Source organism: Paenibacillus paridis, assembly GCF_006345825.1.
In the GTDB taxonomy this organism is placed as follows: Bacteria; Bacillota; Bacilli; order Paenibacillales; family Paenibacillaceae; genus Pristimantibacillus; species Pristimantibacillus paridis.
On record NZ_VCIX01000067.1, the window covers coordinates 40,384 to 54,320 of the forward strand.

The 13,937-nt window shown below is 44.0% G+C and carries 10 protein-coding genes; 9 read left to right on the plus strand and 1 reads right to left on the minus strand.

Features of this window, described 5'->3' with window-relative positions:
* The first annotated feature begins 155 nt into the window (after positions 1-155).
* The 3 genes from FJQ58_RS33375 to FJQ58_RS03685 all read left to right on the plus strand — a co-directional run bounded on the left by FJQ58_RS33375 (position 156) and on the right by FJQ58_RS03685 (position 2,091).
* The gene (locus FJQ58_RS33375; RefSeq protein WP_139991081.1) at positions 156-302 is read left to right on the plus strand and encodes an AbiH family protein; all 147 of its coding nucleotides are present in this window, start codon (positions 156-158) and stop codon (positions 300-302) included.
* Between the two features lie 91 nt (positions 303-393).
* Positions 394-1,116 carry a hypothetical protein gene (locus FJQ58_RS03680; protein WP_139991082.1) on the plus strand — a complete coding sequence of 241 codons (723 nt, stop codon included), beginning with the start codon at positions 394-396 and terminating at the stop codon, positions 1,114-1,116.
* Positions 1,117-1,143: 27 nt separating this feature from the next.
* Positions 1,144-2,091 (plus strand): copper amine oxidase N-terminal domain-containing protein, encoded by a 948-nt coding sequence (locus tag FJQ58_RS03685; RefSeq protein ID WP_139991083.1) that lies wholly within the window; start codon positions 1,144-1,146, stop codon positions 2,089-2,091.
* 71 nt (positions 2,092-2,162) lie between these two features.
* Here FJQ58_RS03685 and FJQ58_RS03690 read toward each other — a convergent pair whose 3' ends face one another.
* Complete coding sequence (locus FJQ58_RS03690) at positions 2,163-7,358, minus strand: S-layer homology domain-containing protein (RefSeq protein WP_139991084.1); 5,196 nt, start codon at positions 7,356-7,358, stop codon at positions 2,163-2,165.
* A 547-nt stretch (positions 7,359-7,905) separates the two neighbouring features.
* Here FJQ58_RS03690 and FJQ58_RS03695 point away from each other — a divergent pair.
* The 6 genes from FJQ58_RS03695 to FJQ58_RS03720 all read left to right on the plus strand — a co-directional run bounded on the left by FJQ58_RS03695 (position 7,906) and on the right by FJQ58_RS03720 (position 13,903).
* Positions 7,906-8,130, plus strand: coding sequence for an aspartyl-phosphate phosphatase Spo0E family protein (locus tag FJQ58_RS03695; protein ID WP_139991085.1), 225 nt, complete (start codon positions 7,906-7,908; stop codon positions 8,128-8,130).
* A 404-nt stretch (positions 8,131-8,534) separates the two neighbouring features.
* Positions 8,535-9,071 carry a VanZ family protein gene (locus FJQ58_RS03700; protein WP_162341284.1) on the plus strand — a complete coding sequence of 179 codons (537 nt, stop codon included), beginning with the start codon at positions 8,535-8,537 and terminating at the stop codon, positions 9,069-9,071.
* A 78-nt stretch (positions 9,072-9,149) separates the two neighbouring features.
* Positions 9,150-10,337 carry an acyltransferase family protein gene (locus FJQ58_RS03705; RefSeq protein ID WP_162341286.1) on the plus strand — a complete coding sequence of 396 codons (1,188 nt, stop codon included), beginning with the start codon at positions 9,150-9,152 and terminating at the stop codon, positions 10,335-10,337.
* A 196-nt stretch (positions 10,338-10,533) separates the two neighbouring features.
* The gene (locus FJQ58_RS03710) at positions 10,534-11,241 is read left to right on the plus strand and encodes a response regulator transcription factor (protein ID WP_139991088.1); all 708 of its coding nucleotides are present in this window, start codon (positions 10,534-10,536) and stop codon (positions 11,239-11,241) included.
* Positions 11,219-12,691 carry a sensor histidine kinase gene (locus tag FJQ58_RS03715; protein WP_139991089.1) on the plus strand — a complete coding sequence of 491 codons (1,473 nt, stop codon included), beginning with the start codon at positions 11,219-11,221 and terminating at the stop codon, positions 12,689-12,691. The genes FJQ58_RS03710 and FJQ58_RS03715 overlap by 23 nt, the downstream gene beginning before the upstream one ends.
* A 96-nt stretch (positions 12,692-12,787) precedes the next feature.
* Positions 12,788-13,903 (plus strand): TolB family protein, encoded by a 1,116-nt coding sequence (locus FJQ58_RS03720; RefSeq protein WP_139991090.1) that lies wholly within the window; start codon positions 12,788-12,790, stop codon positions 13,901-13,903.
* The last annotated feature ends 34 nt before the right edge of the window (positions 13,904-13,937 follow it).

The following is a 13,937-nucleotide window of genomic DNA, read 5'->3' on the forward strand; positions in this document are numbered from 1 at the left end:
ACCCACTGGGCTGTATTATTTGAAAGCTTGGCTTGTACTTTTTCGTCTTTATACTTCAATGCATTAATTTACTTATGTAAACTAACTGAGATTACATATTAATCATAACTTTGAACAAAAGTAAATAGATTGATAAGTAGGGGGCAGAATAATATATGACTCAATATCCTACAACATTATATTTAATAGGTAACGGTTTTGACCAGCTCCATGAAGTTAAATCCAGCTATTCTATGTTTAGGGATTATCTCAAGAAGCGAGATAGGGTACTAAGCCTCGAAATGGATACTTATTTCGAATGAGAGAATTTTGGGGTAATTATTTTATTCTAGTCCAAAAAGGAGAATCATAAGAGGCCATTGTTCGTGCAATCGTCCTTATGAAACCAACACTATGAAAAATCGAAATAAGTATCTGTTTATTTTAGCAGGCGCACTCGTAATCATTGGAGTCATTATTTATGGCAGTATGAGCTTGTTTTCCAAGATAAATCAAGTAGAAGAGTTGAATGGGCAGTTGGAGGAATCCGCGGAGGGGAATACGGGAATCGTTTCTCCATCGCCATCGCTGTCTCCAACAGCATCTAACGATGATCAACCGGAAGCGTCTATGATTAATGAGCCGACACAGACTCCGGAGATAGTGCCTTCTACTCAGCCCGGGGATGCTACTTCTAGCCCGATTGCAACTTTGACACCAGGACCAACGTCTGATAACGTAGAGAAGGACGATAATTCCAAGGGTGAATCTACCAATTCGGAAGAAAAGTCCCGGAAGAAGAAGAAAATTGATGCTTCAGTCACGGCCAAGCTGGGCAGTCTGAAATCTTCCTGCCAAGCAACAAGCAATAGTCTAGTGAAGCAGATCGCAGGTGAATTGAGCAGTAATAAGGATACTACACTTGCGGATATTCAGAGCAAATACCTGAATAAGGTTTTTTCTGCGGAGTCAGATTGTGATGCTAAGTTTAATGAATTAATAAGTAATGCCAAGAGCGAGTATAAGGCCGCCGACCTTGGGGATCAAGCTTTCCCTGATTGGAGCTCGCAATACGAGAGCGCGAAGGCCCAGGCCAGAGCCGATGCACTGGCTGTTATTGCAGAATCGATTAAGTAATCAGCTCTACGATATCAAGGAGGATTTATGAAAAAGTCACCTGTATTATCTGTTTTTCTAGCCATGATGATGCTTTCTTCTTTATGGACGGCTGCCGCTTCGGCAGCAACGACAACGATTAAGACCAAGACTCAACCGGTTCAACTGAAATTTGACGGGCAGTCACTTAAGCTGCCGGATGGTCAATATGCTTTTATCTATGAAGGTCGTACCTACGTACCTATTCGTTATATCTCCTACGCACTTCAAAAGACTGTGAATTGGGATGGCGCGACAGCAACAGTATCAGAGCCAACAGATAAGGAGCTAGAGGCGCTTAAGAAGCACCTACAGTCCGCAACTTCTGGGACACAGAAGCCTCAGGCAAGCGTAGAGATCACGATTCAGCCTGTAAAGGCTAAGCTCGTATTTGATGGGAAAGCGGCAGTTCTGCCGGCTGGGCAATCACTCTATGGTTACAAAGGCTCGATCTATGCGCCGATCCGTTTCTTGTCGGAGTCGGTTGGCACACAAATCGGCTATGATGCCGTGACGAAGACGGTTAGCGGTGAATCAGCAGCTTACCGGGCGGAGCAGGGCGGTGGCGGCGTTGTTCTTCCAGGAACAGGCGGCGGCACTGGAAATACGGGCGGAGGCAATACAGGCGGTACCGGCGGAGGTACAGTAACGCTAACATATGAGCAAATTACGGCTGAAGCAGAAGCCAAGCTTGCGGCGCTAAGAGAGAGCTGCAAGACGACGCTGCTAGATATCGGCATGAAGTATGTGCTGGCGAGCGATGCGGATAAGGTGAAGCTGAAGGCGAAAGGCATTCAAGAAGTGGATAATTGCTCAGCGAAGTTCGAGACGATCATGTCCGACACAACGAGCAAGCTGACAGCGAACGGATTCAAGACCGATATTATCGCTACTTATCGCGAGGCATTCCAAAAAGAGCTTGCTGATGGAAGAGCTTTGGCAGAGAGCATGGCCTAATTCCATAAAGTCAAAGGGAGAGCAGGAAGTCATCATGACTTCCTGCTCTCCCTTTTTTTGTTCTATTTCGTTTAATGGCCGCTATAAATGCGGTAAATGAGTGCAGCCGCTTCGGCTTTCGTTGTTGTTTGTTTTGGCTTGTAGGTACCATCCTCGTAGCCTGTAATCAGGTTCTCTTGTTTGAGTAGGGCAACGCCATCTTTGGCCCATACGGCAATGGAGGAAGCATCCTTAAAGCCTTTCAGCTGATTATCCCTAGTCGTTGCTGATAGTTTCTTGCTATTGTACGCTTGTAATGCTCTTGAGAGAAGCGTAGCAATTTCTTGGCGAGTAATCTCAGCCTTTGGCTCGAATGCTGCTGCTGATTTTCCTTGGATTAGGCCTTGCTCATAGGCAACAGCTATTTCATCATAATATTCGCTGTTCTTCTCTACATCTGTAAATGGTAGGCTAAGGCCAGTACCATCCAGACCGTAAGAGCGAACGAGCCAAGCTGCAAATTGTTCACGCGTCACTTTCAAGCTTGGGCCAAACGATGCTGTTTGATCAAGCACGCCCTTGGCAAGAAGGGTGTTTACGGCAGTAGCCGCCCAGTGTGTAGCTGCAATATCCTTGAAGCTTACCGTTGATTTCATTATGGTGTATTTGCTAAAATGGCCACGTTTGACGTTTACGGTCTTCGTTACCGGATCATAAAGCCCGCCTACCGGCTCCCATGTCAATGTTTTTTCATTCAACAGATATACAGTAAGGTTAGCTAGATCAGCCTCAGTGTACTTGGAAGTATCGATAGCTGACACGTCAAAGGTCACCGGCATCGGTTTTTGGAACGCCTCAACCCTCTTACCGCCTATGGTTGCTTGGAATTCCATGACTGGAATGTTCGCTACTTGTGATGCAGAAGCCGGCGCTGTAACGGTTAGATTATGGACCGTCTCAGCTGCAAGCGTAATCGTTTGGCCGCTTGTCACGTTTCCGAATGTATCTGGCTCAACGATAAAGCCAATATTGCCCATGCTAAGCTTCAAGCCTGCGAGACCGCTGGCTTGAACAGCCTGATAGATCTCGGAAGGTAAGTCGGCTGCCAGCTTCGTCACATTCTCGCTTTGTTTAGGAATATGAATTGTAATAACTGGGTTAATGCTAGCAGCTTTATCCGCTCCAACTGCTGCACTTAACTCTTTTACCGTTTCACTCAAAGCTATTTTTGTTGTTTCCAGCTGTTGAGCAATTTGTTGTGCGTCAAGTGTAGTTGTTAAGGCATTGCCTTCAACTTTGATGTTCTTGCTATCAAGTGTTATGGAAGCTGCTTTCTCGACTGCTTGTTTGCTAAGCAGAACAAGCGAATTTTTTAATTCATTTAATTGAACAGAATCTGCGGTGCCTAGGCTTTGCAATACTGCTGTTGTATCTTTGATGATGGATTTCGCAAGCTCGATCGCTTTCGGCCCATCTTCAATTTGCTCGAATGCATATTTTGTGTTGTTTACCATTTGCGTAATGGAGGCAGTAATCTTTGCCTTCTCATCTGCGGTTTTCATAGATTCAAGCAGCTTGGAAGCAGCCGCAAGCGTTGACGATACATTTTGTACAGACTTCTCGGCTTCCTTCGCATCTTTGATCTCTTTCACTGTTGCTAGCACGCTGTTAATGAGACCTGCAGCTTTGTCAGCTTTCTCTTTGTCTGAGTTACTGTTCTCTAATAGCTCTTGCAGGCCTTTGTCAGCCGCAGCAGCTGTTGGAGTTGGAGTAGGGCCGCCGCCGCCAGTTACCGGACCCGTGCCTGTGCCTGGTGCAGGGGTTGGGGAAGGCGTTGGACTTGGTGTCGCACCTGGGTTTGTTCCAGGATCAGTACCTTCCTCTTCGGAGAAGACAACTTTAATTTTTTTATTCAGAGTAAAAGTTTTTCCGTCTAGAGTAAGCGTTGCTGTTACCGTATATTCTCCGCTTTGTTCCACATAGAAATATTCAGGGAAATAATACAGTTGATCTCTTTCTTCTATAACATTGCCTTTACTATCTTTAATGGTTATTTTAACGCTCTCGGGTAGGATGTCTTGAGATCCAATGCCCCATGATCTGTTGAATACGAGCAGCTTAGGCGTCGCATATTGAGTAATGCTATCGCCATGTTCATTGACAAGTCCTAGCTGAATCCATCTTCTGTCAGGAGGGAGCGTAAGCTTGCCGGATGAATCTAGATTTAATATGTCAATTCCTTTCAGCGGTGACAAAGCGATATCGGTTTGCTGGCCCGCCTTAAGCTCATCCTTGGTCAATAGCATCTCATAATAGTATTGCCTTGAGCCGTCAAAGGCGCTTAAAGATACCCGAATATTTCCTGGCGTTACGTTAACAAGCTTGCTTTGGTAATTAGTAGAACCGCGCAGATGAGATTGGTTATCTGTCACGTAAGTGATGGAATTAATGTAGGCATCCCCAACTACTTTAATAGTAGCAAGCGAATTGGAGTTGTTAGGGATATCCAGCGCATTCACATCTTGATTTAATTCAATATTTTCTAAGTAAATGAGATTTCCTTCTATTGTTCTTGCGAGTACATTGTAAATGCCCTTTGTTGCGTAAAATTTGTTCTGGTCTTCACGATAGCCAGAAAGAATATTGCTACTGTCGTATACACCAGCGAGGTCTTTACCGATAATGGAAACCTGGCTTACTCTTTGGCTTACGTTAACGGTAGAAACTTGCTGTAAAGGCTGGCGTGCATCTAAAACTAGGTTGTAATTTTTACCAGGTTCTGTGTTTACATTACCTATCATGTAATAACCAAAAGGTGAGCTGCTGCTATTGTTATACCAATCATTGCTGCGAATAAGATCGATTTTCACTTTAGAAGGCGATGGAACAATCATATAGCTCACGGTATCATTATTGTACATAGAGCTCTGCTGCCATGTCGTTGTAGTGCCTTCTTGAATAGTGGCATACACGGAGGCGTTTTGCATAGGTATGCCGCCAGGAACATTCGACTGATCGCTTAATTCAGGTTTATCAAGTCCAGAAACCCTGACAATAGCTTCAGTCTGTGGATCGATTCCATAGAAATGAATGCTTTTGTCCAAATATCCCGATTTACTAAATGTGAACTGGTTATGACCGTTTAAATAAACATTTGCTAGCGTTATTTGTCCATTGTCATCGGAGCGTGTAGCAATCCCATCGTATTCTAGGAGGGTAACGCCTGCGACTGGATTACCTGTTTGGCCTGTGACATGCTCTTTGACTGTGATTTTTAATTGATTAGAGTTGAAGTCTGTAATATATGGCTTGTTTACTAGATCAATAAGATTACCGTTTTGATCACGAATCTCGACATCCAATTCACGTTTGGGAGCGACAATGAAGCTGGTGCTGTTTTGCTCAGCCCATTGGTACTTATCATTCATTTGCAAAAGCTTAATCGAATAACTACCTACTTCTGTTGGCAGGAAACTGTAATAGTAGTATTGATCTAAAATCCCGCTCTCACTACTGTAAGAACTGTATAAGTAGTTATTGTCAGAATAGACTTCATTGTTTTTATAAATAACTAACTTAGTAGCGCTGTTAGGATCAAGAGCGTGACCGTTCTCGTCTTTATATCTGGCATTCAGTTTAATGGATTCTCCCAAAATCAGCTCATTTCTTTGTTCTAGCTGACCTTGCTTTTCTACCCCTACCTCGACAGTAGTAACTACTGATTTGCCGGATTTAAAGGTATAGCTGCTTTTTATTGGAAGAAAATCAGCGGCAATAATCGCTTGATCCCCTGCAGCATTAATTGTGGCATTCATTTTGTAAATGGTTTTATTCGTTTCCACAAAAACACGCTTATCCGCTGCAAGCTGAGTAGATAGTTGATAGTAGTTGTATTTGTTATTTACGTACGAGACCAGAAGAGTAGCGTCTCCTTTGGCATTTCTATAGTCCGCATCCATGCTAATGGCCGAAAAATGACCAGAGTTAAGGTTGTCAGAGAAGGTAAGGGTTGGTTGCATTGTGTCAATGACATTGCTTACAACCGCTTTATCTCCATTTGGCAGCTCAAGTTCAGCCGCAAATTGAAAAGTTTTTCCTTTAGCCATATATAGTGTTTCTACATTTTCTAGCTTTGCGTTCTCATTCTTGAAAATTTGTCTGCTGCCGCTATTATTATTCAGTATGAGAGACTTCACACGGACAGGCTGATCATCCCACTTATATTGAAAGGAGACTTTGCTATATTCCGCTGCATTCAGAATTAGTTGTTTAGGTTGCCCATCTAATGTAGGCGCAAGCTCTTCGGCGCTCAGTTCATAAAGATAAGTTTCATTGCTGATTGATGACTTAATGGTAGATCTGAGCGTGCCAAAGCTGCCATTGGTTAAGTAGACGCCCACGCCAGCTGTTTTAAAGGATTCGTAGTTGCCTTCATTATTCTCAAAGGAAGTATTCATGACTTCTGAGAGCAGTCTGCTGTCTTTATCCAAATAGTGCAGCTCGACCGTTCTGTGGTTTTCATAACGGCTTTCGAGAATATCCTGAACATAGAGAGTTTCAACCGTATAAGAAGGTAGGTTCTCATCTACCTGAAGAAACAACACGGGATTCCAGCTGTTATGAATAGGAACTCCGTTCTGACCATTCAGCTCGATTTGTCCGTTTTCATTTGTAGTCAGCTTAATGCTGTTTAGGTAATTGTAATAAACCATGCTGATGGACTTGCCTACGGCTGGTTTGCCATATTCATCAAGTACTGTAACAGTAATGTTCTTGTCATCTGTACGAATGGTTGCGTTCGTAACGAGGGTAGCATTTCCGCCTTCTTTCGCCGTACGTTCAACTTTGAAGGTATATGCGGTTGGCAAGATATTAACCGTTTGTTCCCATTGAAGCGGTCGAGTCTCACTATGGAAGGCTGCTTTTAGCTTATAGGCCGTACCAGGCTTCAAGCCTTCAAAGGCAAGGTCTGTAAACGGAATGGAGTATGTAGATCCGGTAACACTAACCTTATGTTCTTCGATTTGCTTCTGGATGGCAGGGGCGACTATTGTATTGTTGGCATCGACGAGTGTGAATTCAATTGATTTACCACCCATAAGGTAAGCATAATCCTCTTTTTCGACATCAATGACGCTTTTCAAAATAACATCTTTTGAACCGTTCTGCTGGTTAACTGTAGATACAATGTCCACTGTTGTAGCGGCCATAGCGGTGAAAGCATGGCCTAGCGCTAGTAACAGGGTCATTAGCAGCAAAAAGCTGCGTTTGAACGTTTTATTTTGCAATGTTAGCCTCTCCTTGCTTCAAATGGTTGAATCTTCTTGAAATGTATATATTATCTCAGGACCCCTACCATAGTACCAGAATTTACATTAATCGAATAGTAGAATATACCTTAATTTCATGATGAAGAAGGAAGAATGTGGCGAAAACCTGTCTTTTTTTGTTCGTTTTTCTACTCGAAAAACCTAAAAAATCTATACTGCAAAAAATTGACCTACCCTAGCACAGAGTTTTACTTTACAATATCTAGAGGTGTATTCCTAAAAACATACATCTGTAGGAGATAGGAGGGACTTAAGTCTCTATTAATTGATTTATTAGCATTTGCTGTTTAATTTTCTATTCAAAGGTATATATATTTGGAAGTAGAAGAGGCTTGGCCATCAGTGCCGAGCTTAATATATGTTTAAGGGAAGCAGCTACTCAGTTATTCTGTAAGCATGTCGTTTCGTCGTCGGTAAAATAACTGAGTACTGCTGCGATAGCGTCGCCGGGTGGATTAGATTCTGGTTGAGAGAGGGGAGAAGTTACATTAATAGGGATATCGCGTTGCATAAAATAAAGCTGGAGCAAAAAATCGAGCTGCTGCGTCAAGAGATGGTTGAGAAGCTATTAATGAGCCAATCCTATCAATCCGACGATGTATTGGGGGCGAGTCAGGCTTTGGATCGCGTGTTGAACTGCTATGACTGCTTGCGTTATGAGAGAGCATGCGACAAGAAGCTGAGCTGTGAATCGCTTGTATGCTCGCCAGCGGACTATATGCTTATTTAAACATTCGTTTGCGTTTATTACTTTTAAATTTATACCAAAAATGTCCGTCCTCGTCTTTAAATAATCGGATGCCGAATATTTTGAGAGGAGTGGAGAGCTCGGTAAACATTAAATAGCTAGACATGGCAACCTCCTTATTTGTGTTCCTTTTAAATATAATACCAAACTTAAGACTTATTGACTATATAAAAATGGGACTTATATACTGTATTCCCTCATTCAGAGAATTGGACTAAGGTCCTTATTGTTCTTATTTCTGCATTTACTCGTTTACTCCTCGTTCCTTTCGGGACCTCATTTGTTTGCTGGCCTCCACTCTAGGTTATACGCCAATTTTGTTTGCGAGTTTTGTTTCAAGTATGATAGAGGGATCACAGTTTGTTTGGCAGGAGGCGCAAGATGCAGTGAATCGTTCATCAACTTGGATCTCAACCCTTGTATGGGGACTATTGTTTGCGGGATGGCTGACGCTCTTGTTCGTATTTTCTTCTCAGACGTATGATCAGCAGAGCATTCAGCCTTTCCTGCGCAGCCACTTTAGTGCTGACCAGCTTGTGCGATGGCTGCCGGACGTTACGGTTAAATATCGGACGAGCGTTATCAACGCACATGAGCGGCCGTATGCCTTTATTGAATTTTTCTTTCGCAAAGGGGCACATTTCTTCGTATATGCCACGTTTGCTGCGATGCTGTTTATGTTCCTGCGCGCGCTTAGCCGCGGCCGGTGGTTCATTTCAATTGTAATCACGCTGCTTGCGGCTGTTGCGATTCCCGCTTTGGACGAATGGAATCAGCTTAGCTCGGATGAGCGGACGGGCAATGCGACGGATGTTTTGCTTGATTTTATCGGGGGCTGTACGGGCTTGCTTGTGTGCTTGTGCTTGCTTGGATTGGTGAAGCTCTGGAGGCGCGTACGGCCTTCGAACCGTCTCAAAAAATAGTTGCGGACAAAGCAGGCCGCTATCCCTTATAATCGTTTTGTTACTTTAAAGATTCGGTAAATGTGGGGGAGTCGCGGCGTGCAGCGCTATGAGGAATTGGATTCACTAAGAGGTTTGGCCGCTCTTGCGGTTATGGTTGGTCATTTTTTGATGGTATTTACGCCAATCGTACAAAATACATCAGGCCTCGGCTTGCTGGATTACCCACTTAATTTGTTAAAATATACGCCATTGCATGCGATTTGGGGCGGCCATGAAGCCGTTATTATGTTCTTTCTGCTTAGCGGCTTCGTGCTCTCGCTGCCGTTCTTCAGCGATCGCCAGCAGAACTATACCAAGTATGTCATCAAGCGAATTTGCCGGATTTACATTCCGTTCATCGTTGCGTTGTTCATTGCGATTGCGCTGCGGGAAATTCTCTTCGTTTCGAAGCTGACGGATTTAACAACTTACTACAATAACCTATGGGTAGCTCCGCCGGATATGAAGTCGATCCTTCATCATTTGTTGTTTGTAGGCAATTATAATACGACGAGGTATGATCCCATTCTATGGACACTTGTTCATGAGATGCGCATTTCGTTATTGTTTCCGTTTGTTATGCTAGCGATTGTCAAAGGCGGCTGGAAAATCGGACTCCCGCTCGCAATCGCCCTATCCGTAGGCGCAACGGTAATGCTGGATATCTTCGAGACGCGCTTCATGACCAATTTTATCGTGTCGCTGCACTACGCTTCCTTCTTTATTGTGGGAGCGCTTCTGGCGAAGTATCAGGGCAAGCTGAGAGCCATCTTCGCTCGCATGAACAGCTGGTGGGGAGCGCTGCTTCTGATCGTTGCGCTGTGCTGCTACAGCTTCAAGTGGATTGGCTACGGTGAAGATTTCCATGATATGTTCATGCCCCATGGCGGGGATTGGATGACGGCGCTCGGCGCATCGATCTTCATTATAGCTGCGTTATCGTCCGTTCGTTTATCACGTCAACTGCAGCGCAGACCGCTGCTGTTTCTGGGCAAAATCTCATATAGCTTGTATCTATACCATATGATCGTTTTATTGTCTCTTATCCACTTGCTCAATGGTGAAATGGATAAGACGTTTATCGTGGTAATTGCCTTTGCCGCTTCGTTCGGAGCGGGGGCGCTCAGCTATTATTTTGTTGAGCTGCCATCGATTCGTTTGGGCAAATGGCTGACCGGATTTAGGAAGAAACCAGCATTGGCAGCCGCGAGTGGCGGGGAAAGAGTTGTTTCGGAGAGCTCATAAACGGGGTACTCGATGAATAGGAAGCTTTATATCGCGGCATGAAAGCAACGACAGCCATGGACGGGAAAGTAACGTCCATGGCTGTCGTTGTTTATTTAAACCTTTGTACAAGCCCCCATTTTAAACATGGCTACTTTGGCTTTCCATCCAAGGATGATAAACTGAATAGAGGCAGAAAGAATAGGTTGGTGAATCGATGAACGGAAAAATTATGGTCATTGAAGATGAACGAAAAATTGCGGATGCAATCGCTTATGCCTTAAGAAGAGAAGGATATACCGTCGAGGTTGTCGATCATGGAGCTTTAGCTATCGAAAGGTTTTATGCGTTTCGTCCAGATGCGATTATTTTGGATGTGATGCTTCCCGGCATGGATGGCTATGACATTTTAAAGAAGCTTCAGGATAAAGGGCGCATCGGCGTCATTATGCTGACTGCCAAAGAAGATATTGTTAATAAAATTTTAGGGCTCGAGCTGGGAGCCGACGATTATATCACAAAGCCTTTTGATATGCGGGAGCTGCTTGCGCGTTTAAAGTCATTGCTAAGAAGAATGCAGGCTGCGGAAGAAAAGCCAGAGCTTGATGAGATTAGGCTGGGTGCAATCGTGCTGCATATAAATAAACGTACGGCTTGGGCAGGCGATGAGAAGCTTGACTTGACGCCTAAAGAATACGATCTGTTGGCTTTGTTAATATCCAGCCCCGATAGGGTATATACCAGGGAGCAGCTCCTCGATTTGGTCTGGGGAATGGAGTATATAGGCGGTACGCGCACCGTGGATATTCATGTTCAGCGGCTGAGAAAAAAGCTGGGGCCGGACATCAGTGAAATGATACAAACCGTTCACGGTATCGGATATAAAGTCTTGGGAGGTTACGGTGAGAATCAGCATAAAAATTAAATTCAGTATTTTTTTGGCTGCGCTATTGCTTCTTACTGTATTTGTCCTAAGCTTGCTGGTGCTCGAGGGAATTAAGCAAAATCAACAAGCAGAGGTTGAGCAATACTTGGCCCAGCAAGCGACAACTGCAAACGTCTATTTTATTCAGACCCTTATGGCTGAGTCTAATAAGGTGCCTCAAACGTTCCTGGCATCCAAAGGTAAGGAGTTTGCCGGGCAATTGGAATTAATCAGCGGACAATCGGTCGTGCTGTATGATCAGCAAGGAACCGTCGTGAATAAGGATAGATCGCCTGCTACCTCCGACAGCATGAAAAAAACGTTAGCCTTTGCGCTAAATAATAAAACGGCCTATTTGACGGCTAAAGATTCGTTATTTTACATGACGCCATTAAGAACAGGCAATGAGCAAGTGGGCGTTGTACAGTTCAATTACTCGCTATCGAAAAACCTTGCCTTTTACAATCAGATCAAGCAGTTGTTTATCTATATAGGCACGGGTGTATTTTTACTCAGCTTTGTTCTGGCTTATTTATATTTTAATGCGTTTGCCAGCGGCATCATCAGGCTTAACCAATCGGTGGGCAGGATTCGGGAAGGGCATTTTAAGACAGAAACGCTCTCGCGTAAGGATGAAATCGGTGAACTAAGCAAAGGCATTCGCGAGATGAGCGAGCAAATGATGAGAACGATGCGGGATAAGGATCAAGAACGGGAAAAGCTAACACTGGCGGTTCATAAGCTATCCCTGCTAGATCAGCAGCAAAAGCAGTTTATTGGCAACGTCACCCACGAATTTAAAACGCCGTTAACATCAATCAAAGCCTATATCGACTTGCTTGACATGTATCCAGATGATGAGAAGCTGCTGGAAACAGCCAAAATCAATATTCAAAGTGAAACCCAGCGGCTGTATGAAATGGTTGAAAAGGTGCTGCAACTCGCTTCCTTGGAAAAATATGATTTTGAATTTAATAAGGAAAAGGTCGATGTGCAGCCGGCTATCCAATTGGTGCTGAACAGCCTGAAAGGTAAAATGGACAAGTTCGGGATACAGCTGGAGACCGATTTAACCGAGGCTTATGTGGAAGCCGATAAAGATATTTTGACCATTGTGCTTGTGAATCTCATGGATAATGCCATTAAGTATAACAAAGCGCAGGGCCATATTTTTGTGAAAAATGATGTGAAGGATGGCCTGGTTACGATTGAAATTGCCGATACGGGCATTGGCATCCCGGAAGAAGTCGTTCACAAGATTTTTGATCCGTTCTATACGGTTGATAAAAACAGATCCCGAGAAAACGGCGGCGCAGGGCTTGGGCTTTCTCTAGCTAAGCAGTATGCGGAAACGCAAGGGGGTTCTATCGCTCTTGTAAGCACAGATGCGGCAGGAACTGTATTCCGAATCTCTTTTCCAACTTATAAGCCAGTGGAGACGAGTGCATGATGAACAATTTCGATGCTTTTGTTTACATCTTGGAAACATCCGTTTGTATTTCTGGAACAATTTCTTGATATTGTAGGTATCGAGGAGGCGAGCAATATGAAGAAAACAAAAATGGTGATTAAGGGGTCTATTGCAGCAATGCTTGTATTTGTCACAGCTTGTAGCTCGGGAGAGAATGTTGACAAGGTGACCATCAAAGAGCCCGGTGAAACGATAACGGTCATTGATAATGCAGGCAAGGAAGCCGGCGACCCAAATGTATCCGTGGAAAAAGTAGAATCGTATGAGAAGGTAGAAATGACGGATTGGCTGGATGAGGAAACTGTTATTGTGTCCAAAGAAAATACGTCATTAGACAAAATGAAGCTGGCAGAATTGTCGGATTCATATCCTAGAAGCCTGTATTTGTACAACATCAATACCAAACAATACAAGCTGCTAAAAGAACAGGATAATGTGTTTTTGGGAGGCGCAGCCTTATCTTCGGATAAAAAGCATTTGCTGTATCATGAATTCGATTTAGGCGACCCTGTTTATTATGTGTTGAACCTGGAAACGCTCCAATCCTTCGGTATCATCGGCAATAATATTGGCGGAGCGGTCAGTGCCAAATGGGCGGATGAAGATACGATTATTGGCGCAGCTTACAGCGGTGGCGCCTATACGGCAAGTACGGGTGGGAGCATTGCTCCATTAGCCGAATTGAGTGAGGAAGCTTTGTTTATCGTTGAAAAAATGAAGGATACGGTTTATTACAATACCAATTCCGATGAATCCTTAATGGCGCTGAACCTCACTACCAAGGAAAAGACTAAATTAAAGTTTGACCATGTTTACAAGGTAGTACCCTCGCCGGATGGGAATCAAATGCTGGTCATGCAAACCAACGGCTCCAAAAGCGTGATGATTCTTTGTGACGCGGATGGGGGGAATTCGAAAACGATTGCAGAAGGGACGGAGCTTGGCGGTGTTTCATGGTCGCCGGATCAGCGGATGATTGCATACAACGAGAAGGGCGATGCAAACGGAATAACCGTTAAAGGGATTTATGTCTATGATATGTTAACAGGCAAGTCTACTCAATTAGCAGCAGACGTCGAAAATGCAGTAACCTCTTGGAGTCCTTCCGGCAAAGCGCTGGCTTATACGGAATGGAATGGCAGCCAATCTAATAGCAAAATTGTTCACTTAAAGTATTCGCTACAAAAATAAAAAGGTAAGCTATTCGGAGGTTCTCGCCCAGGTA